Below are 19,237 nucleotides of genomic sequence, written 5' to 3'. Positions count from 1 at the left end.
TAAAGCTAGAGCTATATTCCTTCCGGATTAGTCTCAGCAGTTGCGTAACCTGTAGATTCACATTAAGGTCATTATTCTAAGAGGCTGTACCGTGCCTAAATCTATTCCATTACTATCTATTCTTGTTGTCATGGGTTTGATGAGTTGGTCAGCACCAGTGGCTGGACAAGCACTGATTCCCTATACCCTAAAATTAGATTCAGAGGAACTCGAACAGCAGGGCTTAACTCTGGCTCAGGAAGCCATTCAGTTAGTCCGCTTTCAACAATACGACCTGGCTCTGCCTAAGGCCAAGTTAGCTACTCAACTTGCCCCCAACACCTATCAAACCTGGTTTATCTTGGGAACCTTGTACGTACAGTCCCAAGAGTTGGATCAAGGCATAGAAGCCTTGCAAAAGTCTTACTCTCTGGCACCAGATGAGGCTGGAGTGCTGTTCACCTTGGGGTCAGCCTATTTTCAAAAAAGCGAGTATAGAAAAGCGATCGCTCAGTTGAAAGCGGGATTAAAACTCAAACCCGATGTGCCAGAAGCCCTGTTTGACTTGGGCAATTCTTACTATATGCTCAATCAGTATAGTGAAGCAATCGATGCTTACAACAAAGCTGTTGACCAAGACAAAAGCTTTTGGCCTGCCATAAACAACATTGGGTTGGTCAACTATGAACAAGGAGATGTGGAGAGTGCCATTAAACAATGGGAAGCAGCCATAGGGATTGATAAAGAGGCGGCAGAACCTCAACTTGCGATCGCTGTGGCTCTGTATGCCCAAGGGGATATCGAAAAGGGACTGTTAATGGGAGAAGCGGCAATCCGCCTAGATAGCCGCTATGCTAACTTAGAGTTTCTTAAGGAAAACTTGTGGGGTAAACGCCTGCTTTCTGAAACCAAAAAGTTTCTGGAAAATCCCAGAATCCAAGCCACCATTATCCAGGGTGAAGGTATACCCTAAGTAGCTCAACTCCACCTGTCATGGGTGACTTCTAAAAATAGTGCTTGATCTCTATCAATTGCCAATAGGGGAGGGATGGCAGCCAAATATGGGCAATCATCTCAAGGGCGGTGGTTTTAAGATTGGCAATTTTCAAGACAGGAATTTAATTGTCCTGGGGTAGTAGAGCCATGATTTGATCAACAAACTGTTGATGGTCAACAACGGGTTTGGAGATGTAGTCATCGGCACCACTTTGCTTAAGAAATTTTTCTCTATCCCCTTCCATCGCATGAGCAGTGACCAGAATAATGGGCAGTTTAGAGGTATCAGCATCAGCCTTAAGCATTTGGGTAATCTTAATGCCGTCTACTGATTGACCCTGATAAACACTATGAGCTAGGGAAACATCCATCAAGATAATGTCTGGCTCCCCAGCTTGGGCTAGCTGCATTACTTCTTCTACATCTTCAGTATGCTTTACATTCAAACCGCCCCGCTTAGTGAGAATCTTGGCAAAAACACGAGCATTAATCGGATCATCTTCGACAATCAGAACGGTTTTCATGGGCGTTGCATCAAGAGAGTCATTTTTGGCAAAAGAGTCATTTGATCATAAGTTTGACAGGGAATCTGTCATTTTGCTATTTCAAATTCAAGATGTCATCTTCCCAAGTCTACTTTCCCCACATCCTTAGCTAACTAGTAATGTTCATGGGACTAATACAGGTGATAGGCTGCTTAATACCAGGGAAGCTGACGCTCCTGGCAAAAGCCAACCCACACTGCATCCAAATTTACATTGTAGTGTCTTGGGGACAGTGGAACGGCTTGCTGGAAGCGAAGCTTCTGGCTGGTTAAGCTTGAGCCTGTTTCTTTGAGTCGTGCTTTAGCTAAGCAACACTATCTTAAGGCGGGAAATCGGCTTTGGAACCAGATGCTCAAATTTTATGGTGTAAGCATTCAGCCGTCAGCCGTCAGCCCTCAGCCGTCAGCCCTCAGCCGTCAGCCCTCAGCTAACGTAACTCAGCATTATTCCAATGCTTACCTGTTGTCTTGATGCAAAGCGCGAGTGGGGAGGGGCTGCGTGGGTCACCTGCGTCCGCACCTTGAAAGCCCCGTGGAAACCCCCGCAGGTCGGCGCTCCATCGCTTATTCAAAAGCACCTCAAGTAGCGTGCGCATTAGCTGAAAGCGGAAAGCTGAAAGCGGAAAGCTGAAAGCGGAAAGCTGAAAGCGGAAAGCTGATAGCTGAAAGCTGAAAGCGGAAAGCTGATAGCTGAATACTTAACTTAGGGTGAGCTAGTGTCTGTGTTTTTCTATATGCATCACCTATATGCATCAATAGTCACGCTGGTTAAGCTGGATGCTAGAGCAGATGGAAAGATCAAGGGGACTTGATTAGGTGAAGAAGACATTCTCTTCTCCTTATTTTTCCGATCTTTTCGAGTACCGTAGCCTTAACGAGCGTGCAATTTCCCTATACCCTAAACCCCGATCACCCTGTCAACTACCGCACACTGACCCGATGCGGGTACAGTGTGGGCTTGAATAAAGCCTGTTGACCAGACGGCCTTAAAAATAAGCGCAGCCGTTAGTACCAAGAGTTAAAGTTCGTACCTTGGAATGCGTGCCAGTTCCAAGCTCTACAACCGGGTGATTAAACAGGCCATTCGGGAAAGCCAGTGTGATCCGGAAAGTACCGAGTACTAACACCGTCTAGGCAAACCTTACCAAGAAATTGAGAGGTACAGTAATGTACACTTTTGTTTACGATAAAAACCTCTTTCCTCTAGACCCCTGCCATCCGGCACGGGCAAGAAAATTGCTAAAAAAGGGGCGTGCTAAGGTGTTCAAGCGCTACCCCTTCACCATCGTAGTACTAGACAGGACGGTCGAGGATTCAGTTACCCATCCCTACCGACTCAAAATAGACCCAGGCTCCCAAAAAACCGGCATTGCCATAGTTCAAGAGCAGACCGGACGGGTGACTAATGCCTTCGAGATTGAACACCGAGGGCAGCAGATTAAGAAATCTCTAGACTCTCGTAGAAAGTTAAGACAAAGGCGGCGTAGTCGTAAACTCCGATATCGCAAACCTCGGTTTCTTAACCGGACTCGAAAAGAAGGCTGGCTCCCACCATCTCTTGAAAGTCGGATTGCGAACGTCGAAACCTGGGTCAGGCGGATTCTAAGGGTATGTCCGATCACGGCACTCTCTCAAGAGTTAGTCAGGTTTGATATGCAGAAAATGCAGAACCCCGAAATTAGCGGCGTTGAGTACCAGCGAGGAGAACTATTCGGTTTTGAAGTCAAAGAATATTTACTCGAGAAATGGGGTAGAAAATGCGCTTATTGCAGTACTGATGGTGTTCCTCTTGAAATAGAACACATTCAAGCTTTAAGCCAGGGTGGCTCTAACCGAGTCAGCAACCTGACCCTGGCTTGCCGCCCTTGCAACCAAGCTAAGGGAAATCAGCCGGTGGAGATGTTTCTGCTGAAAAAACCGGACGTGTTAAAGCGGTTATTAACCAAAGCATTAACTCCTTTGAAAGATGCGGCGGCGGTTAATTCAACCCGATGGGAATTGCTCAGGAGACTCAAAGGGTACGGGTTACCTGTGGAAACGGGTACTGGTGGTCAGACTAAATTCAATCGCAAACTCCAGGGGCTTGCTAAAACCCATTGGACAGACGCGGCTTGTGTTGTTACTTCTACACCCGAAAGACTGCTAATTAATCGGCTCAGACCTCTGATTGTCAAAGCCAAAGGTCATGGCAGGCGGCAGCGATGTCGAACCGACCGATATGGCTTTCCTAATGGACATGCTCCCTCACAGAAATTCTTTATGGGGTTTCAAACCGGGGATTTAGTCAAGGCCGATATCCCATTAGGTAAATACGCGGGGCAGTATACCGGACGAATTGCGATTCGCTATAGGCCATCTTTTAAGCTGAGCACTAAGATAAGGAGCTTTGATGTACATCCGAAATATCTAAAAACCATTCAGCGAGCGGACGGCTATCAATACGGACTTTGAATCAACGGACTCGCTACCGCTCGACAAATTTATTGGCGGTAATTCCCCGGGCGCTAACCCTAACGGGTTTAGGCGTCCGCCCCCTTAACGCTTTTTAGGTGGTCAATTCCTTGGAGGATTTTTGATGACAAAACAGCTGAACCTACTGGAAAACAGTAATGTCATTCCCACAGCCCTGCATTTGGAGATGCAACGGTCATATCTTGAATATGCCATGAGTGTGATTGTGGGGCGTGCTTTACCTGATGTCCGTGATGGGCTTAAGCCCGTACATCGACGTATCCTATATGCGATGCACGAATTAGGGTTAACCCCAGATCGACCATACCGCAAATGTGCTCGTGTGGTTGGGGATGTGTTGGGAAAATATCACCCCCACGGTGACCAAGCGGTGTATGAAGCCATGGTGCGTTTAGTCCAAGACTTTTCCACCCGCTATCCCCTCCTTGACGGTCATGGCAATTTTGGTTCGGTGGATAATGATCCACCAGCAGCCATGCGTTACACTGAAACCCGACTTTCTCCCGTGGGCGCTCAAGCCCTATTGTCAGAAATTGGGGAAGCAACCGTTGATTTTATCGACAACTTTGATAGCTCCCAGCAAGAGCCAGTGGTACTCCCGGCACAATTACCGGTGTTGTTGCTCAATGGTTGCTCTGGCATTGCTGTGGGCATGGCCACCAATATTCCTCCTCACAATTTGGCAGAGATAGTAGATGGCTTGATTGCTCTGATTGACCGGCCCAATTTACCAGATGAAAAACTCTGGGAATTAATTCCCGGACCTGATTTTCCCACTGGGGGGGAAATTGTGGCAGCTGAGGGGATTCGGGATGCCTATACTACTGGTCGTGGCAGTATACCGATTCGAGGTATCACTAAGCTTGAAACTATTCAAGTCGGTCGAAAGAAACGGGGGCAGCGTAGGGCAATTGTAGTGAGTGAGTTGCCCTATCAGGTCCATAAGGCCGCCTGGATTGAAAAAGTAGCAGCTTTGGTGAATCAAGGGCGTATAGAAGGGATTAGCGATATCCGAGATGAAAGCGATCGCGAAGGGATGCGGGTGGTGGTGGAACTCAAACGAGATGCTCAGCCATCAGCGGTTCTCCAGCAGTTGTATAAGCAAACTCCCCTGCAAACAAACTTTGGTGCTATCCTGCTGACCTTGGTAGATGGACAACCCCGACAACTTACCCTGCGGCAGTTGTTAGAATCATTTATTAGCTTCCGAGAACAGACTCTAACCCGCCAATATACCTATGAGCAGTCCCAGAAAGAAAGACGTCTTCACCTGGTAGACGGGTTACTGGCTAGCCTCAATCAGCTGGATGCCATGATTGACATTCTCAGAAATGCTCCTGATGGTACCACTGCTAAGCTGTCCCTCCAAAATCAGTTAAACTTAAGTGAAATCCAGGCTGACGCAATTCTGGCCATGCCCATGCGACGGCTAACTGGCTTAGAACGAGAAAAGTTAGAGACCGAGGGTGAGGAACTTTCCCAGCGCCTGGAACAGCTGCACCAATTACTCAATGATCGGCGGGAATTGCTCAAAGCCCTGAAGAAAGATTTGCGATCGCTTAAACGCAAGTACGGTGATCCTCGCCGTACCATAATAAACTCTATTGCTTCCACTGAAAAAAAGCTAGAACAACCGACAGCTGCTCAACCCAGGAGTAAGAAATCTGCTCAACCCCAAAAAACTCCTGATACCCTACCTAATGCTCCCACTGAGCCAGAACAAACACTTCTAGAATTTACCTCTCACGGGTATGTACAGCGGCAAAGTGCCACAACACAGCCAAAATTACCCAAGTCAATTAAACAAGGGGAGGACTTTGTAGTTCAGGCTCAGCTGTTGCTCACCACACAAGAATTAATGGTAATCACTGGTTCTGGCAAAGCCTACCCAGTCAAAATTAGAGATATTCCACCAGCGGCTGGACGCAAGCAGGGTATTCCCTTGGTAAAGTTGCTGCCAAATTCTGCCCAATCAGAAACAGTTGTGGCTCACTTTAGGGTGCCAGATGACCTAGAAAACTTCACCCTAGTTTTGCTGACTCACCAAGGTAAAATTAAGCGTGTATCAGTATCTGAGTTGACAAAACTAACGAACCGTGGTATGTTGCTTACCAAGTTCAGAAATGATGATCAACTACAGTATGCCAACCTATCTACTACAGCGACACAAGTGGTGGTAGCAACCAGCAATGGACGGCTTTTGCGGTTTGAGGTGAATGACAAACAGTTACCGATTATGGGACGCAGCGCTCAAGGAAATCAAGCTTTGCGGCTAAAGGGTAAAGAAAAGCTGGTTGGCTGTGTTGTCCTAGGGGAAGAGGAAAACCTCTTACTGGTGTCTGAGCAGGGGTATGGAAAGCGCCTCCCCGTGCAGGCGATCAGGTTGGCTAATCGGGGAGACCTGGGAACTCAAGCGCTACAGTTTAAAACCGCTAAAGATGGTTTGGTCAGCATGGTCAGGGATTCCATCGCCAATGACGTCATGGTAGTCACTTCCCTTGGCGGTAAGCGTTTAGCTATGAAATCCGTGCCGATTTGGGGAAAAGATGGCACAGGCGATCGCATTGCCCAACTCAAGCCGGAGGAAAAAATCATCAGCGTTACTCCTGTGATTCAGGAATTAACTGTTTAAGGCGATAGCCCACACTGTGAACGGTTTCAATCAAATCTCTGGGTGCGCCAGCTAATCTCAGTTTGCGCCTCAAACTTTTGATGTAAGCGTTGACCGTCTCCTCTTCGGGAGGGTTTTCAAAAGACCAGACGTGCTCGATAATAACACTGCGAGTTAGTACCCGCCGACCGTTGCGCAGCAAAAACTCCAGTAAACTATACTCCTTACGGGTAAAGTGGATAGGTTGGTGAGCATAGCTTACTTCATAGGTACTCGGGTCAAGACGCAAATCTCCCCACTTAAGTACTGGTGGTGCGATAGATTGACCTCGGCGCAGCAGAGCCCGAATCCGAGCAAATAATTCTGGTAAGTCAACTGGCTTAACTAGATAATCATCAGCCCCTGCATCTAGACCCTTGACTTTATCATTAGTGGTATCGCGACCCGTCAACATTAGAATCGGCATTTGATTGCCTTGGGCTCGCAATTTTCGACAAACACCAAAGCCATCGAGCTTGGGCAGAGTCAGATCTAGCACCATCAAGTCATAATCAAGCATTTGGGATTGCTGGCAAGCAATTTCCCCATTGGTAACCAGATCAACCACGTAACGTTGGTTGGTGAGGGCTTCGGATAAATTTTCAGCAAGGAGAATATCATCTTCCACTAATAAAATTTTCATTGTAGAAGTAGTTTTTTGTTAAAAATGACTGATAAGAGTACATAGGTAAAGTCTAAAAGAGATTGGAGTGGCGATTCTAGGTCAAGATTAACTTATGTGACTCTCGTTCCTCCAGTTTCTACCTAGATCAGCAACAGTTAAGTTGACAGCAGTCGCAACCACTGTTCATAATTATCAGGTGGATAAACTTTAGCATTCAAAATAAACCCTTGGCTAACGTTGTTGTAATTGGTGCCCAGTGGGGCGATGAAGGAAAAGGCAAAATAACAGATCTGCTGAGTCGTTCAGCAGATGTAGTCGTCCGTTACCAGGGGGGCGTCAATGCTGGGCATACGGTTGTTGTTCAAGGTCAAACCTTTAAACTGCACCTGATACCTTCTGGAATTTTGTATCCGGATACAGAGTGTATTATTGGCTCCGGTACAGTTATTGACCCAGAAATTTTAATTGCCGAACTTGACCAACTTGAAGCACTGGGCATTTCCACTAAAAATCTGCTGATTTCAGACATAGCCCATGTCACGATGCCTTATCATCGATTGATTGACCAAGCATCGGAAGAGCGCCGGGGTAGGCAGAAAATTGGTACCACGGGTCGTGGTATTGGTCCGACCTATGCGGATAAATCAGAGCGTACTGGTATTCGGATCATTGACCTGATGGATCCGGAAGTATTGGTAGAAAAGTTAACCTGGACGATTAATTATAAGAACCCTATTTTAGAGAAGCTCTATAATCTATCGCCCTTAGATCCAGCTGCTGTGATCAAGCAATACCAGGAGTATGCTGAACGGCTAGGCTCCTATGTGGTGGATAGTTCCTTGAAGATTTATGAGGCGATTGAGCAAAAACGCAATATTCTGTTTGAAGGGGCTCAAGGGACACTGCTAGATTTAGATCATGGGACGTACCCCTATGTAACCTCTTCCAATCCAGTGGCTGGCGGAGCTTGTGTGGGTGCTGGTGTCGGACCGACAATGATTGATCGGGTGATTGGTGTGGCAAAAGCTTACACAACCAGAGTCGGAGAAGGACCGTTTCCCACAGAGATTCACACTCGAGAAGGAGAGTTACTTTGTGAGCTAGGATCAGAATTTGGGACAACCACCGGTCGCCGCCGCCGTTGTGGCTGGTTTGATGCCGTCATTGGTCGCTACGCTGTTCGGATTAATGGTCTTGACTGTCTAGCGATCACCAAACTGGATGTACTCGATACCTTTGAAGAAATTAAGGTCTGCGTCGCCTATGAAATTGACGGTGAACTCACTCGGGAATTTCCTAGCAGTACTAGCGTGTTTGCCCGATGCCAGCCCGTTTACAAAACCCTATCAGGTTGGCAAAAATCTACTGCTGAATGTCGGTCTTTAGAGGATTTACCAAAGGAAGCCTTGGATTATCTTAAATTCCTGGCAGAACTGATGAAAGTTCCTATTGCTGTGGTTTCCTTAGGAGCCAGCCGTGACCAGACAATTATTGTGGAAGACCCAATCCATGGTCCAAAGCGAGCACTATTGGATGCTAGCGGTACACCGATAACTTCGGGAGTTTAAGTGCGTCAGGGTATCAGGGCGTCAGGGTGTCAGTCGGAGAGTTTGAATCTCAGTAGTTTCCGATTCGATTAAAAACCCTGACCTACCATTGAGGTCAGCACCTCCCTCGGTGGCGGAATCGACCGGTAGCTGACCAGTAATTGCCATTAATTTGGCTACGTTATCTCGAAGAGTTAAAGTCCTAGCGATGAATGTTACTGTAGAATGTCAAAAGCGACCAGAAGGTAGTAAGCCGAGAGCCTTACGCCGTTCTGGATTGATTCCCACCGTACTTTACGGTCACAATGGTGCAGAATCTGTATCCTTAACTATGACGGCTAAAGCAGCAGAAGACTTGCTTAAAACAGCCTCGGTTAATAATACCCTGATAGAGCTCTCTATTCCCGACATTTCCTGGAATGGTCCAGTGCTGCTGCGGGAGATACAATCTCATCCTTGGAAAAATTCCCTTTACCACCTCAGTTTTTTCTCAGTGGCTTCTCAAAATAAAGTAGAGGTTGTTGTACCTCTGAAGCTAGTGGGAGAAGCCGTGGGAGTTAAGCAAGGTGGAATTTTGCAGCAAAGGCTTACAACAGTAAAAGTGCAATGTCCCCCAGATAAAATTCCCGAAACCATTGATATTGATATATCAAATTTGGAACAGGGTAAGATGCTGTACATTTACGAGTTAGTCTTGCCAGAAGGGATCGAGGTTATGGATGAGCCTAAATTAAGTGTTCTTGCTATCACTTCTAAATAAAGCGTTGCAGAATACAGGTAAGCATATGCTTACCTTAAATCCTATTTTGTTAATTGCCGATTGAGCACTGAGAATTTTCACTGAGAATTTTCACTGTTCAATTTTAAATTAACAAATAACGTTCCATGATAAATATTCAACCGAAAACAATATCATTACTTTATACAGTAATCATAGAGCAATGATAGGTTGGTTATAGTTGTCTGATTAAGCCAGGGCAGAGTTAAAATTTCCCTGGCTTTTTTGTGAATGATTAGTTGGATTGGAAGAAAATGACAGAAAACTCTCAACAGTCAAGACCTATTGATGTCTTTGGTGTCGGAAATGCTTTAGTCGATATTCTGGCACTGGTGGATGATGATTTTATCCGGCAACATGACCTGAATCGAGGGGCAATGACTTTGATGGATGCCCAAAAGCAGGCTATGATTCTACACAATCTTGAGCATCATTCTCTGGAACTAAGCTCAGGAGGCTCGGCTGCTAATACTATGATTGCGATCGCTCAAAGTGGTGGTAAAGGCTTCTATTCCGGTAAAGTCTCTAGAGATACCAATGGGGAATTTTACCGACAAGACTTATTGGAGGCAGGGATTCAATTTGATGTGCATCCAGCTGAGCTATCTAGTGGTCCAACTGGTACCTGTGTGGTTCTAACTACCCCTGATGCTGAGCGTACTATGTGTACTCATCTGGGAGTGTCTACTACTTTGGCTCCTACTGATATTGATGTAGAACGACTCAGCCAATGCAAATATAGCTACGTTGAGGGCTATCTGTGGACGGGGGATGGCACTCGGAAAGCTTGTATTGAGGCTATGGAACAGTCCAAGCTTAAAGGAGTAAAGAGTGCTTTTACCTTTTCCGACTTCTTTCTAGTAGAGAATTTTGCTGATGATTTCCGTCAGCTGATTACAGATTATTGTGATGTGGTCTTCTGTAACGCGGAAGAAGCACGTCACTTCTGTGGATTGGAATCCTTGTCTGATTGTGCTGGTAAAATTAGTGAGTTAGTGGATACAGCTTTTATCACTGATGGCTCTAATGGTTGTTTAGTGGTGGAAAATAAAACAATTTTCCAGGTGCCTGGATTCCCAGCTAAGGCCGTGGATACCGTAGGAGCTGGTGATGCCTTTGCCGGTGGTGTGTTGTTTGGAATCACCAATGGTTTGACCACTAAGCAAGCAGCACGTTGGGGAAACTATTTTGCTTCAAAAGTAGTACAAACTCATGGTCCACGTCTGGAGGGTTCTCAGGCTGAGTCTGTCAAGGAAGTTGTTAGTAGCGATTAAGCTATTGTGTATTTAATTTAGACAGCTTTCGTTCGCGTAGCGTGGCCTACGGCCAATCATTGTAAGCATTCAGTCATCAGCTGTCAGCTAACAGCTGACAGCTGAATGCTTCCCAATTAGTAAACAGTTCCAAGTTAACTGTTTATTGAAAAATGACACAGACAGATATTCCCAGTTTAATTAACCAGATGATGCAGCCGGAATTTTATCCTCATCCGGTGAAACTACCTATTGAACTGATTCAGACCCATGCTTCCTATGTGCTGCTTACTGGCGAGTACGTCTATAAAGTCAAGAAAGCCGTATATTTTGGATTCCTGGACTATTCAAGTTTAGCTCAGCGAAAGCATTTTTGTCAAGAAGAAATGCGCATCAATCAGTCAGTTTCTCCTGAGATTTATTTGGAAGTTGTGCCAATCATTAAAACCAGTGATGGGTTTGGACTAGGGGGAGTGGGTGAGGTGGTAGAGTATGCAGTTAAAATGCGCCAGTTTCCTCAAGAGTCTCTGTTAAGTACTATCCTGGAACAGCAGAATCTTACCACAACTCATAGGTTGGAATTGGGAAAAGTTGTAGCTCAGTTCCATCAAAGGGCGAAGACCAATAATTATATCCGTAGTTTTGGCACAGTTGCTAAAATTCGGGAGGCGATTGACCAAAATTATCAGCAAAGCCAAAAGTACATTGGTGGACCTCAAACTGGGAGCAGGTCAAATAAGCCTAACAAATGAACTACTTGACAAAACAACAAAAATCCTGTGTTCGAGCCGGTCTTAGTTGCAGAACAGATGAACTATTTACCAGAGGAGCAAGCAATTACCCATGAGGGGGCGATCGATAAGGTAAAAATATTCGGTAAAAGTGACATACTCCCCCTATTACCTATTACCCATTACCCATTACCCATCACCATTCCCCATTCCCCATTCCCCATTCCCCATTCCCCAGATAAGCGTACAAATGTTCTGCATAAGTGACATGCTCCCTATTTGAGATGGTAAGTATGACCGACTGGCTTTCCGAGAATTAGCGATCGCAAAAGCCAAGCGTTATCAGTTACCGATACAAATTATTTACGCTCTGCGCACCAGAAGCTGTGTTATGCGAACGCGCCCCGCGTGGCCTACGGCCAATCGCTTATTATCTCGTAGTGGGGATGTGTCTGATGCTACGGTTGATTTGCTTAAGGGTCAACAGGCTGGATTTGAAGGGTTTACAGAAGAGGAACAATCTTTGGTGATTAGGTTGGATACTAGTCAGGATTGGGAATCCCAGTTGTTAAAGTAAGAAGTATGAACAAGGCATCAAGTATCAATTATGAAGGCTTAAGTATCAATTATGAAGTATGAAGGGTTAAGTATGCAGTGTAAGAGCATCTCAATTAGGCTTGACACAAGGAGTTAGAAGAATCTAATCTATGGTCAATGAAACTTGAACTGAGAACTTGAATCATGTAATCATGATCCATACTGATAATAAAAATAACAGTCACAAATGGGAGCGCTCTGATGTTATCGCTGCCTTTGCTTTAATAGTATCAATTTTGACTTTTGTATTTAGCTCTTCAGGACAGAGAGCACTATGTTCCATTGGAGTTTAAAATGAGACCTGTCCTGAAATCCCACCTTGTGTTATCGGTACAGGTGATACTTGTAATTGCGCGGATTTTAAAAGTCAAAGACAAGCTCAATTATTACTGAAAACCTATCCCGGGGATATTCACAACCTCGATGGTGATCAAGACGGTATAGCTTGTGAGAAGCTCTTACAAATCCAAAACTAAAGATGTACTTGGAGGACTGACTTAGGCGTTTGATTGACTTCAGGTTATAACCAAGGTTCAGAAACACCTGTTACCCAAGATCTGGCGGCCAATGCCAGTCGTTCATCTAGTAGTTTATCGATTACGTGGCCATTGAGGTTCGCTCGCTGTACGTGATTCTTATTCTCACAGGGCTGATCTAATGATATAGGGGATATAGGGTATGTATTTACAAATTGTTAAGCTGTAGGTGTTGATGCCCTAATGTGTTATACTTAAGTTGTAAAGAAAAATACAAATATGCGCTTATTATAAAGAGAAAAAGTTATTTATAGTAAGGAATCAAGGTCTTCTTTGTGGTATCAAAGGCGAAAAACATCTATGATACCAAATTTTAGCTAAAATCAGCAATCAGCTATCACGTTCTTGAGGGTTGGGTTGTTCAGGATAACTGATGTACTCCCGTACCTCAGTTAAATACCTAAGTTTTCCTTGATCAAAAAATTGACTATATAGCACTACCCATTCAGATTAGGACATTGTCTTGATGCAAAGCGCGAGTGGGGGAAACCACGGCAGTCGCTCATGGGGGGAACCCCCAAGACCGCGCTGCCTCCCCAAGAGCGTAATGGTGCGTTTTCCGCATTAAGAATTTAATTCGCCGACGGAAAGCGCACCTTTGACTTCTGACTTCTAACTTCTGACTTGCCCGTAGCGCTATAAGTACCCGCAAGGGTACTGTCAAGCCTAGTGCAACCTTGCGATTATGTACATGGAAAGAACATTCACTTGAGTTCTTTGTAGTAGTTAATTGTAAGGAGAATGGTTATGTCAGAAACTGAAATAGTTTCCAATCAAACCAACCAAGGCAAGGAAATAGAACGGGAGGATCAGCAGCTCCATGAAATCACTTCCAGCGAAACTCAATCCCAGTCAATAGATACCGAAGACCAATTTGAGGGAATGATGGGTCGCGGTGAAATCGAAGCAGTACCTGGATTCAATAAATCCCGAGCGCTTAATGAGGGTTTTGATTTCCAGGAAAGAATGTTGGTCACAGAGGATATGGAAAATCTTCCAGATGCTGGTGCTGGAGAATTCCAAAGGCCAGAGTCAGTATGTGGTAGTGACGACCGCATCCGCATTTCTTCACTTACTAGTATGCCCTGGCGATGGATTTGCCAGTTAATCATTACCAAAGCTAATGGGAGGCGGTCTCTGTGTACTGGCTGGTTGATTGGACCACGGACAGTAATGACTTCTGGACACTGCGTCTATAGCCATAGTGCTGGTGGTTGGGCCAGGAAAATTGAGGTCTTTCCCGGTATTGATGAAAACGAAGCTCCCTTCGGCTCCCAAGTTAGCACATCCTTCCGCAGTGTAAAAGGCTGGACACAAGAACAAGATGATGATTTCGACTACGGAGCAATTATTCTACCGGATGACACCCTAGGGAACCGAGTCGGCTGGTTCGGATTTGCCAATCTATCCGACGACTTACTCACAAATCTACTGATAAATAACTCTGGCTACGCTGGTGACAAACCATTTGGCACACAATGGTTCAATGCTGGTCGAATTACCAGAATCACTGGTCGCAAGCTCTCCTATATGCTCGATACCTATGGCGGTCAAAGCGGTAGCCCAGTCTGGCGCTTGCAAGATGGTCAACACCATGTAGTGGGAATTCACGGCTATGGTGGCTGTCCTAACAGTGCTGTCCGCATCAATAAGTCTGTGTTTGATAACATGTCGGCTTGGAAAAATGTCTAATATAGCGCTACGCGCAAGTCAGAAGTCAGAAGTCAGAAGTCAGAAGTCAGAAGTCAGAAGTCAAAAGTCAGCTATGACTAAGTTTAGGAGTTTAGGAATGTCAAACATCTGAATGCGTTGCTATATCAGCTTTTAGTTATCAGCTTTTAGCTCACGCTAAAAGCTGACGGCTGACGGCTGACGGCTGACCACTGATACCTGAATGCTTACAGTTCAACTAACAAAGGAAAAAACTGTCAGATGACTACTAAACTACAAATTCCTGTTAAATCTTTTGCTTTGAGCAGTCTTATCGGATTATGCCTGCTGTTTTCCGCTTGTAGCGCTCCGCAACCAGACGTTCCATCGGAAAACAATCAGGGTAATAATCCAGATAATAATCCAATAGAAAGGTCAACTGATGAACAAATGATTATCGAAGGTAAAATTGTCGCAGTTATGGAAAGCTTCCCTCTACAGTTAAAGGTAGAGACGAAGTCTGGTTCCTATAGTGTACAACTTCTTTCCGATACCAAAATCACTCGTCAAGGAGAAACTGTTGACCCAGGAAAATTAAGTCCTGATCAGAAGGTTCGGATTAAAGGTCAGAGTTCTGGTTCCAGTAAGTCTGCTATCACTGCTCAAACTATTGAAATCCTTTAGTAAGCTATCAGCATTCAGCTATCAGCATTCAGCGGTCAGCGGTCAGCGGTCAGCGGTCAGCCTTCAGCGGTCAGCCTTCAGCGGTCAGCGGTCAGCGGTCAGCGGTCAGCCGTTAGCCGTCAGCGGTCAGCCGTTAGCCGTCAGCGGTCAGCCGTTAACTGTTCGCGTAGCGTGCGCGTAGCGCATAAGCTGATAACTGATAACTGATAACTGATAACTAAAAACTGAAAACTGAAAACTGAAAGCTGAATGCTGAAAACTGAATGCTGAAAGCTGAAAGCTGAAAGCTGAAAGCTGAAAGCTGAAAACTGAAAACTGAAAACTGAAAACTGAAAGCTGAAAGCTGAAAGCTGACCGCTGAAAGCTGAAAGCTGAATGCTGACCGCTGAATGCTTAGAAATCACCTTTGTTTATCTAACAATGGAGCTGCCTCTAGCAAGGTTCTAGTGTAAGGATGCTCAGGATTAGTAAACAGGTCATGAGTTGGTTTCTTTTCAACAATCTGACCTTTATTCATCACGGCGATTCCATCACAGAAAAACCGTGCTACCCAGAGGTCATGAGTAATAAACAAATAGGTAAGATTAAAGGCTTCTTTCAACTCCAACATTAATTCTAGTACTTGAGTTTGGACACTAGCATCCAGCATACTCACTGGTTCATCACAAATCACCAAACTAGGATGAGTAATCAATGCCCGAGCAATAGCAACCCGTTGTTGTTGTCCTCCAGAAAGGTCAGCAGGATATCGATTATAGTAATCTTCTACAGGCGTTAATCCTACCCGTTCTAGCATTTCCTTGACCTGGTTTTTTGCTGCTGTTGGATTAGCCGCTAATTTATGAATAAATAACGGATCGGCAATACTTTCTCCCACAGTCATTAAAGGATTAAGACAAGCATGGGGGTCCTGAAATACCATTTGGATTTGACGACGAATCTCTTGTAGGGAATGTCGATTGAGTGTAGCTAAATTTGTGCCTTGAAACTCAACGGTTCCAGCAGTAGGACGAACTAATTGCAAGATAGTGCGAGATAAAGTACTTTTACCACAACCGGATTCTCCTACTAGTCCCAAAATTTCACCAGGATATAAATCAAAACTGACGTTATCCACAGCTTTGATAACGTTTTTTTCTTGAGATACCAGTTGCTGAATAAAATTGCTTTCTAAGGTATAATATTGCTGGAGATTGGTAACCCGTAGCAAAGGGGTAGGAATGGCAGAGCTGGAATTACCCTCATTGTCATTAGTGTCAGTGTCATTAGTGTCATTGTGCTCTCTAACTGCCTGGAGATGTAGAGCTGCTTCTAAAAGCGATCGCGTATAGTCATGGTTAGGTTGCCACAGAATCTGTTCCACTGGCCCAGTTTCCACCATTTTCCCACCATACATGACCGCAATGCGATCGCAATATTCCCCGATCATGGCCAAATCGTGAGAAATCAGTAACAGTGCCATGTCCCGTTCTCGACATAACCTAGTTAATTCTTCTAATATCTGTGCCTCTACCGTAACATCCAAGCTAGTGGTGGGTTCATCTGCTACAATTAGCTTGGGATTGAGCAACAAGGCTAATGCGATCGCAACCCGTTGCCGCATCCCACCACTAAATTCATGGGGATATTGAGAGAAGCGATTAGCGGGAATTTTCACCGCATCTAGAGTTTCTATTACTTTTGCTTTAGTCTCACGTCCTGATAGCTGGGGTTGGTGAGCTCTGAGGGTTTCTAGGCAGTGTTCCCCTATACTCATTAAAGGGTCAAGGCGAGTCATCGGGTCTTGAAAGACTAGGGCTACTGCTTCTCCCCGAAACTGGCGCAGCTGTGCAGGGGTTAAATCAAAGACAGACTTTCCAGCAAACCTAACCTGTCCTTTCACTCGGGACCGTTGCGGTAACAACTGCATGATTGCTCGTCCCAGAGTAGACTTACCGCAGCCTGACTCACCGACTAATCCCAGTCGGTCCCCTGAATCTAGGATAAAGGAAACATCATCTACTGCCCAAGTGGGTTTTTCAAGGGATTGGCTGCTAGGATAGGCCACCTGCAAGTTTTCGACACAAAGTAGCGCTTCACTCATCTATTAAATATTTCTCTCCCAATAATATAAAAACTTTGATGCCATAACCATTAAATTTTGATTAAAATTTGTAAAGCTAGACTAATTCCTATCTAAGTCAACTGCTCTGATCGAGTTCATGAGGCCGCCAGTAGGATTGAGCAAAGTTATCCTATAAACATCTTTTTGACATCTTTTTGTCAGGGCATCACCATGGAACCTGTAAATCCCCAAGTGTCTAATCACTATCAGCCAGATTCAAATTCTCAAAGCCAAGAAGAAACCAAAGCCAAATCCTCGGCATGGCTACTCACAGTCCTGTTTTTGGTAGGAGGTCTAGCTTTGTTGCAAATCTCGACAGTACCAGAACCCCCTGTAGCCCAGACGAAAACTAAACAGACACCACCGCGACCTGTAGAAACTATTCCCCTGACCTTAGGTAAAGGAATTAAACGGATCCAGTTACTGGGTGAAGTAGAGGCAAGTGAAAAAATCACGATTAAATCTCAGGTGGATGGTGTAATACAACAAGTCAAAGTCCGAGAAGGCGATCGCGTTAAACCGGGCATGACCATTGCTATTCTTGATGGTGCTGACCAACAGTTAGCCCTCGCCCAAGCTAAGGCAAGGCTTGCTCAGGAAAAAAGTAATCTCGCTCGATTACAAGTGGGAACCCGTCCAGAAATTCTTGCCCAACGGCAAGCAGAACTGGATGCCGCTAAAGCTAGGGAACAAGAAGCAAAGGACAACCTTGATGGTATGATAGCCGTCCAACCCAATTTAATTGCCCAACGGCAAGCAGAACTAGATGGGGCTCAAGCTCGGGAACAAGAAGCCAAGGATAACCTAAAACGCATTGAAGCCCTAACTCTGGAAGGAGCTCTGTCTGAACGAGCAAAAGTGGAAGCCGAAAAAGCAGCTGATGCAGCTACCAGTGAGCGCTTACGGGCTCAAGCTGCCCTAAGTGCAGAACAAACTAAAACCCAGCAAGAGATTGCTGAAGCCAGAAGTACCGTTGATGCCACCATCAGTGAGCGGTTGCGCATTGCAGCTCTGTTAGCGGAAGCCCAAGTCGGACCAACCCAGGAAGAAATTGATGCCCAGAAAGGGGTAGTAGCAGCAGCTGTTGCAGCGGTTGAGCAAGCTCAACTAGCATCAGAACGAGCCACGATTAAAGCGCCTATAGCCGGAGTTGTGCAATCCCGCCAGGTTGACACTGGCAACTATGTTGAAGGTGGCGATGCCATCATTACCTTGGTCAATAATGCTCAATTCGATATCTTTCTACAAGTACCAGAAAAGTTTACTAATCAGGTCAAACCAGGGATGTATGTGGAATTAACTGCACCGCGAAGTTTACCTAACTGGCAGCAACGAGCACAGATTACCAGCGTTGTGCCTACAGCCAATGCCAACTCACGGCGACAACTAGTAAGGGTAAATCTCAACAATCCCCCAAAAGACTTATTAGCTGGAATGGGAATTGAAGCCACCTTAGATTTACCCATTGATGTAGATCCCAGTTTTGTTATCCCCCGTGATGCCATCATTAAACGAAAAAACCAATCCTTAATATATACCATTTACCAAGACAAAGCACAAGAGTTTACCGTAGAAATATTAGCGGATATGGGGGAAAAACTCCTGATCACTAATCAAAAATTACAAGCCAATCAACCCCTAGTTGTGTCAGGTGGTGAAGGACTAAAAAACGGCGCACCAGTCAAAATTACTAGTCCTTAATTCCTAATTATTGAACCTATTGCAAACCTGAAAAACTAGTACCGCTGTGCGGAATTCAAAATTCAAAATTCAAAATTCAAAATTCAAAATTATTACATGTTTAGTTATTAGAGGTTTAATATATAAGAGTTTTGCTATTTTTGAAAAGTATATTGATTTCCGCCGTGCTGTATAGCGGTTTTCAATTTGGTGAGGTACAGATTACCTGGTTTTAGGGAACAGCGGATCTGGGAACAGGGAACAGGAAAGAGGAACCCACCCCTAGGGTGTGTTTTCAAAGTTTTCCGCAAGATATTAGATCCCCCCCAGCCCCCCTTATTAAGGGGGGAGCAATACTCAAAGTCCCCCTTTTTTAAGGGAAACGGGGGTACTCGGAGTTTGAAGACACGC

Annotated in this window: 19 protein-coding genes; 15 read left to right on the top strand and 4 right to left on the bottom strand. The window is 45.1% G+C overall.

The genetic code is table 11. The features are described from left to right. Positions 1 to 91 precede the first annotated feature (91 nt). Positions 92 to 952: a tetratricopeptide repeat protein gene (locus F6K37_RS13180; RefSeq protein ID WP_044495524.1), complete on the top strand. Its 861-nt coding sequence runs from the start codon at positions 92 to 94 to the stop codon at positions 950 to 952. A 145-nt stretch (positions 953 to 1,097) separates the two neighbouring features. Here the strand turns inward: F6K37_RS13180 and F6K37_RS13175 are convergent, their stop codons facing one another. Continuing rightward, entirely contained in the window at positions 1,098 to 1,499 is a 402-nt protein-coding gene (locus tag F6K37_RS13175) for a response regulator (RefSeq protein ID WP_008190602.1), read from the bottom strand. A gap of 309 nt (positions 1,500 to 1,808) precedes the next feature. On the opposite strand from F6K37_RS13175, the gene F6K37_RS13170 reads away from it, so the two are divergent. From F6K37_RS13170 to F6K37_RS13160, 3 genes are all read left to right on the top strand, one after another. Next, the gene (locus F6K37_RS13170; protein WP_131827168.1) at positions 1,809 to 1,991 is read left to right on the top strand and encodes a hypothetical protein; all 183 of its coding nucleotides are present in this window, start codon (positions 1,809 to 1,811) and stop codon (positions 1,989 to 1,991) included. A gap of 695 nt (positions 1,992 to 2,686) precedes the next feature. Then, positions 2,687 to 3,970 (top strand): RNA-guided endonuclease IscB, encoded by a 1,284-nt coding sequence (gene iscB / locus F6K37_RS13165; RefSeq protein ID WP_287250663.1) that lies wholly within the window; start codon positions 2,687 to 2,689, stop codon positions 3,968 to 3,970. 124 nt (positions 3,971 to 4,094) lie between these two features. Beyond that, positions 4,095 to 6,623, top strand: a complete 2,529-nt coding sequence (locus tag F6K37_RS13160; protein ID WP_287250662.1) for a DNA gyrase/topoisomerase IV subunit A — start codon at positions 4,095 to 4,097, stop codon at positions 6,621 to 6,623. Here F6K37_RS13160 and F6K37_RS13155 read toward each other — a convergent pair. Continuing rightward, positions 6,592 to 7,284 carry a response regulator transcription factor gene (locus F6K37_RS13155; protein WP_287250661.1) on the bottom strand — a complete coding sequence of 231 codons (693 nt, stop codon included), beginning with the start codon at positions 7,282 to 7,284 and terminating at the stop codon, positions 6,592 to 6,594. The genes F6K37_RS13160 and F6K37_RS13155 overlap by 32 nt on opposite strands. Before the next feature lie 209 nt (positions 7,285 to 7,493). Here F6K37_RS13155 and F6K37_RS13150 point away from each other — a divergent pair, with 209 nt between their 5' ends. Next, positions 7,494 to 8,834 (top strand): adenylosuccinate synthase, encoded by a 1,341-nt coding sequence (locus F6K37_RS13150; RefSeq protein WP_287250659.1) that lies wholly within the window; start codon positions 7,494 to 7,496, stop codon positions 8,832 to 8,834. A 21-nt stretch (positions 8,835 to 8,855) separates the two neighbouring features. Here the strand turns inward: F6K37_RS13150 and F6K37_RS13145 are convergent, their stop codons facing one another. After that, positions 8,856 to 8,981: a hypothetical protein gene (locus F6K37_RS13145; protein WP_008190587.1), complete on the bottom strand. Its 126-nt coding sequence runs from the start codon at positions 8,979 to 8,981 to the stop codon at positions 8,856 to 8,858. Positions 8,982 to 9,021: 40 nt separating this feature from the next. On the opposite strand from F6K37_RS13145, the gene F6K37_RS13140 reads away from it, so the two are divergent. The 9 genes from F6K37_RS13140 to F6K37_RS13105 all read left to right on the top strand — a co-directional run bounded on the left by F6K37_RS13140 (position 9,022) and on the right by F6K37_RS13105 (position 15,223). Then, positions 9,022 to 9,573: a 50S ribosomal protein L25/general stress protein Ctc gene (locus F6K37_RS13140; RefSeq protein WP_008190585.1), complete on the top strand. Its 552-nt coding sequence runs from the start codon at positions 9,022 to 9,024 to the stop codon at positions 9,571 to 9,573. A 272-nt stretch (positions 9,574 to 9,845) separates the two neighbouring features. Beyond that, positions 9,846 to 10,865 carry an adenosine kinase gene (locus F6K37_RS13135; RefSeq protein ID WP_008190583.1) on the top strand — a complete coding sequence of 340 codons (1,020 nt, stop codon included), beginning with the start codon at positions 9,846 to 9,848 and terminating at the stop codon, positions 10,863 to 10,865. 152 nt (positions 10,866 to 11,017) lie between these two features. Beyond that, on the top strand, positions 11,018 to 11,596 hold the full coding sequence (locus tag F6K37_RS13130; RefSeq protein WP_008190580.1) for a hypothetical protein: 579 nt from the start codon (positions 11,018 to 11,020) through the stop codon (positions 11,594 to 11,596). A 27-nt stretch (positions 11,597 to 11,623) separates the two neighbouring features. Further along, on the top strand, positions 11,624 to 11,842 hold the full coding sequence (locus tag F6K37_RS13125) for a hypothetical protein (protein ID WP_008190578.1): 219 nt from the start codon (positions 11,624 to 11,626) through the stop codon (positions 11,840 to 11,842). Between the two features lie 124 nt (positions 11,843 to 11,966). Then, positions 11,967 to 12,152 carry a hypothetical protein gene (locus tag F6K37_RS13120; protein WP_008190569.1) on the top strand — a complete coding sequence of 62 codons (186 nt, stop codon included), beginning with the start codon at positions 11,967 to 11,969 and terminating at the stop codon, positions 12,150 to 12,152. A gap of 331 nt (positions 12,153 to 12,483) precedes the next feature. Next, a complete protein-coding gene (locus F6K37_RS44660) occupies positions 12,484 to 12,648 on the top strand; it encodes an excalibur calcium-binding domain-containing protein (protein ID WP_081432012.1) in 165 nt (54 codons plus the stop codon). Positions 12,649 to 13,455: 807 nt separating this feature from the next. Next, positions 13,456 to 14,400 (top strand): trypsin-like serine peptidase, encoded by a 945-nt coding sequence (locus tag F6K37_RS13115; RefSeq protein ID WP_287250653.1) that lies wholly within the window; start codon positions 13,456 to 13,458, stop codon positions 14,398 to 14,400. A gap of 240 nt (positions 14,401 to 14,640) precedes the next feature. Then, positions 14,641 to 15,042, top strand: coding sequence for a hypothetical protein (locus F6K37_RS13110; RefSeq protein ID WP_287250651.1), 402 nt, complete (start codon positions 14,641 to 14,643; stop codon positions 15,040 to 15,042). After that, on the top strand, positions 15,029 to 15,223 hold the full coding sequence (locus F6K37_RS13105) for a hypothetical protein (RefSeq protein WP_287250649.1): 195 nt from the start codon (positions 15,029 to 15,031) through the stop codon (positions 15,221 to 15,223). Before F6K37_RS13110 ends, F6K37_RS13105 begins: the two co-directional genes overlap by 14 nt. 219 nt (positions 15,224 to 15,442) lie before the next feature. Here the strand turns inward: F6K37_RS13105 and F6K37_RS13100 are convergent, their stop codons facing one another. After that, a complete protein-coding gene (locus tag F6K37_RS13100; protein ID WP_287250647.1) occupies positions 15,443 to 17,125 on the bottom strand; it encodes a dipeptide ABC transporter ATP-binding protein in 1,683 nt (560 codons plus the stop codon). A gap of 192 nt (positions 17,126 to 17,317) precedes the next feature. Between F6K37_RS13100 and F6K37_RS13095 the strand changes: the two genes are divergently transcribed. Further along, the gene (locus F6K37_RS13095) at positions 17,318 to 18,847 is read left to right on the top strand and encodes an efflux RND transporter periplasmic adaptor subunit (protein WP_008190564.1); all 1,530 of its coding nucleotides are present in this window, start codon (positions 17,318 to 17,320) and stop codon (positions 18,845 to 18,847) included. Positions 18,848 to 19,237: the final 390 nt, after the last annotated feature.

Origin of the sequence: Moorena sp. SIO4E2 (genome assembly GCF_010671945.1) — a bacterium.
GTDB classification, from domain to species: domain Bacteria; phylum Cyanobacteriota; class Cyanobacteriia; order Cyanobacteriales; family Coleofasciculaceae; genus Moorena; species Moorena producens.
Note: the sequence above shows the minus strand (reverse complement) of the source record. Positions and strands in the feature narration are given on the sequence as shown.

Excerpts from the sequence above, each read along its gene's own strand:
- F6K37_RS13175 (WP_008190602.1), bottom strand. The coding sequence starts at position 1,499 with ATGAAAACCGTTCTGATTGTCGAAGATGATCCGATTAATGCTCGTGTT.
- iscB (WP_287250663.1), top strand. The coding sequence starts at position 2,687 with ATGTACACTTTTGTTTACGATAAAAACCTCTTTCCTCTAGACCCCTGC.
- F6K37_RS13160 (WP_287250662.1), top strand. The coding sequence starts at position 4,095 with ATGACAAAACAGCTGAACCTACTGGAAAACAGTAATGTCATTCCCACA.
- F6K37_RS13155 (WP_287250661.1), bottom strand. The coding sequence starts at position 7,284 with ATGAAAATTTTATTAGTGGAAGATGATATTCTCCTTGCTGAAAATTTA.
- F6K37_RS13145 (WP_008190587.1), bottom strand. The coding sequence starts at position 8,981 with ATGGCAATTACTGGTCAGCTACCGGTCGATTCCGCCACCGAGGGAGGT.
- F6K37_RS13140 (WP_008190585.1), top strand. The coding sequence starts at position 9,022 with ATGAATGTTACTGTAGAATGTCAAAAGCGACCAGAAGGTAGTAAGCCG.
- F6K37_RS13135 (WP_008190583.1), top strand. The coding sequence starts at position 9,846 with ATGACAGAAAACTCTCAACAGTCAAGACCTATTGATGTCTTTGGTGTC.
- F6K37_RS13130 (WP_008190580.1), top strand. The coding sequence starts at position 11,018 with ATGACACAGACAGATATTCCCAGTTTAATTAACCAGATGATGCAGCCG.
- F6K37_RS13120 (WP_008190569.1), top strand. The coding sequence starts at position 11,967 with ATGCGAACGCGCCCCGCGTGGCCTACGGCCAATCGCTTATTATCTCGT.
- F6K37_RS13115 (WP_287250653.1), top strand. The coding sequence starts at position 13,456 with ATGTCAGAAACTGAAATAGTTTCCAATCAAACCAACCAAGGCAAGGAA.
- F6K37_RS13110 (WP_287250651.1), top strand. The coding sequence starts at position 14,641 with ATGACTACTAAACTACAAATTCCTGTTAAATCTTTTGCTTTGAGCAGT.
- F6K37_RS13100 (WP_287250647.1), bottom strand. The coding sequence starts at position 17,125 with ATGAGTGAAGCGCTACTTTGTGTCGAAAACTTGCAGGTGGCCTATCCT.
- F6K37_RS13095 (WP_008190564.1), top strand. The coding sequence starts at position 17,318 with ATGGAACCTGTAAATCCCCAAGTGTCTAATCACTATCAGCCAGATTCA.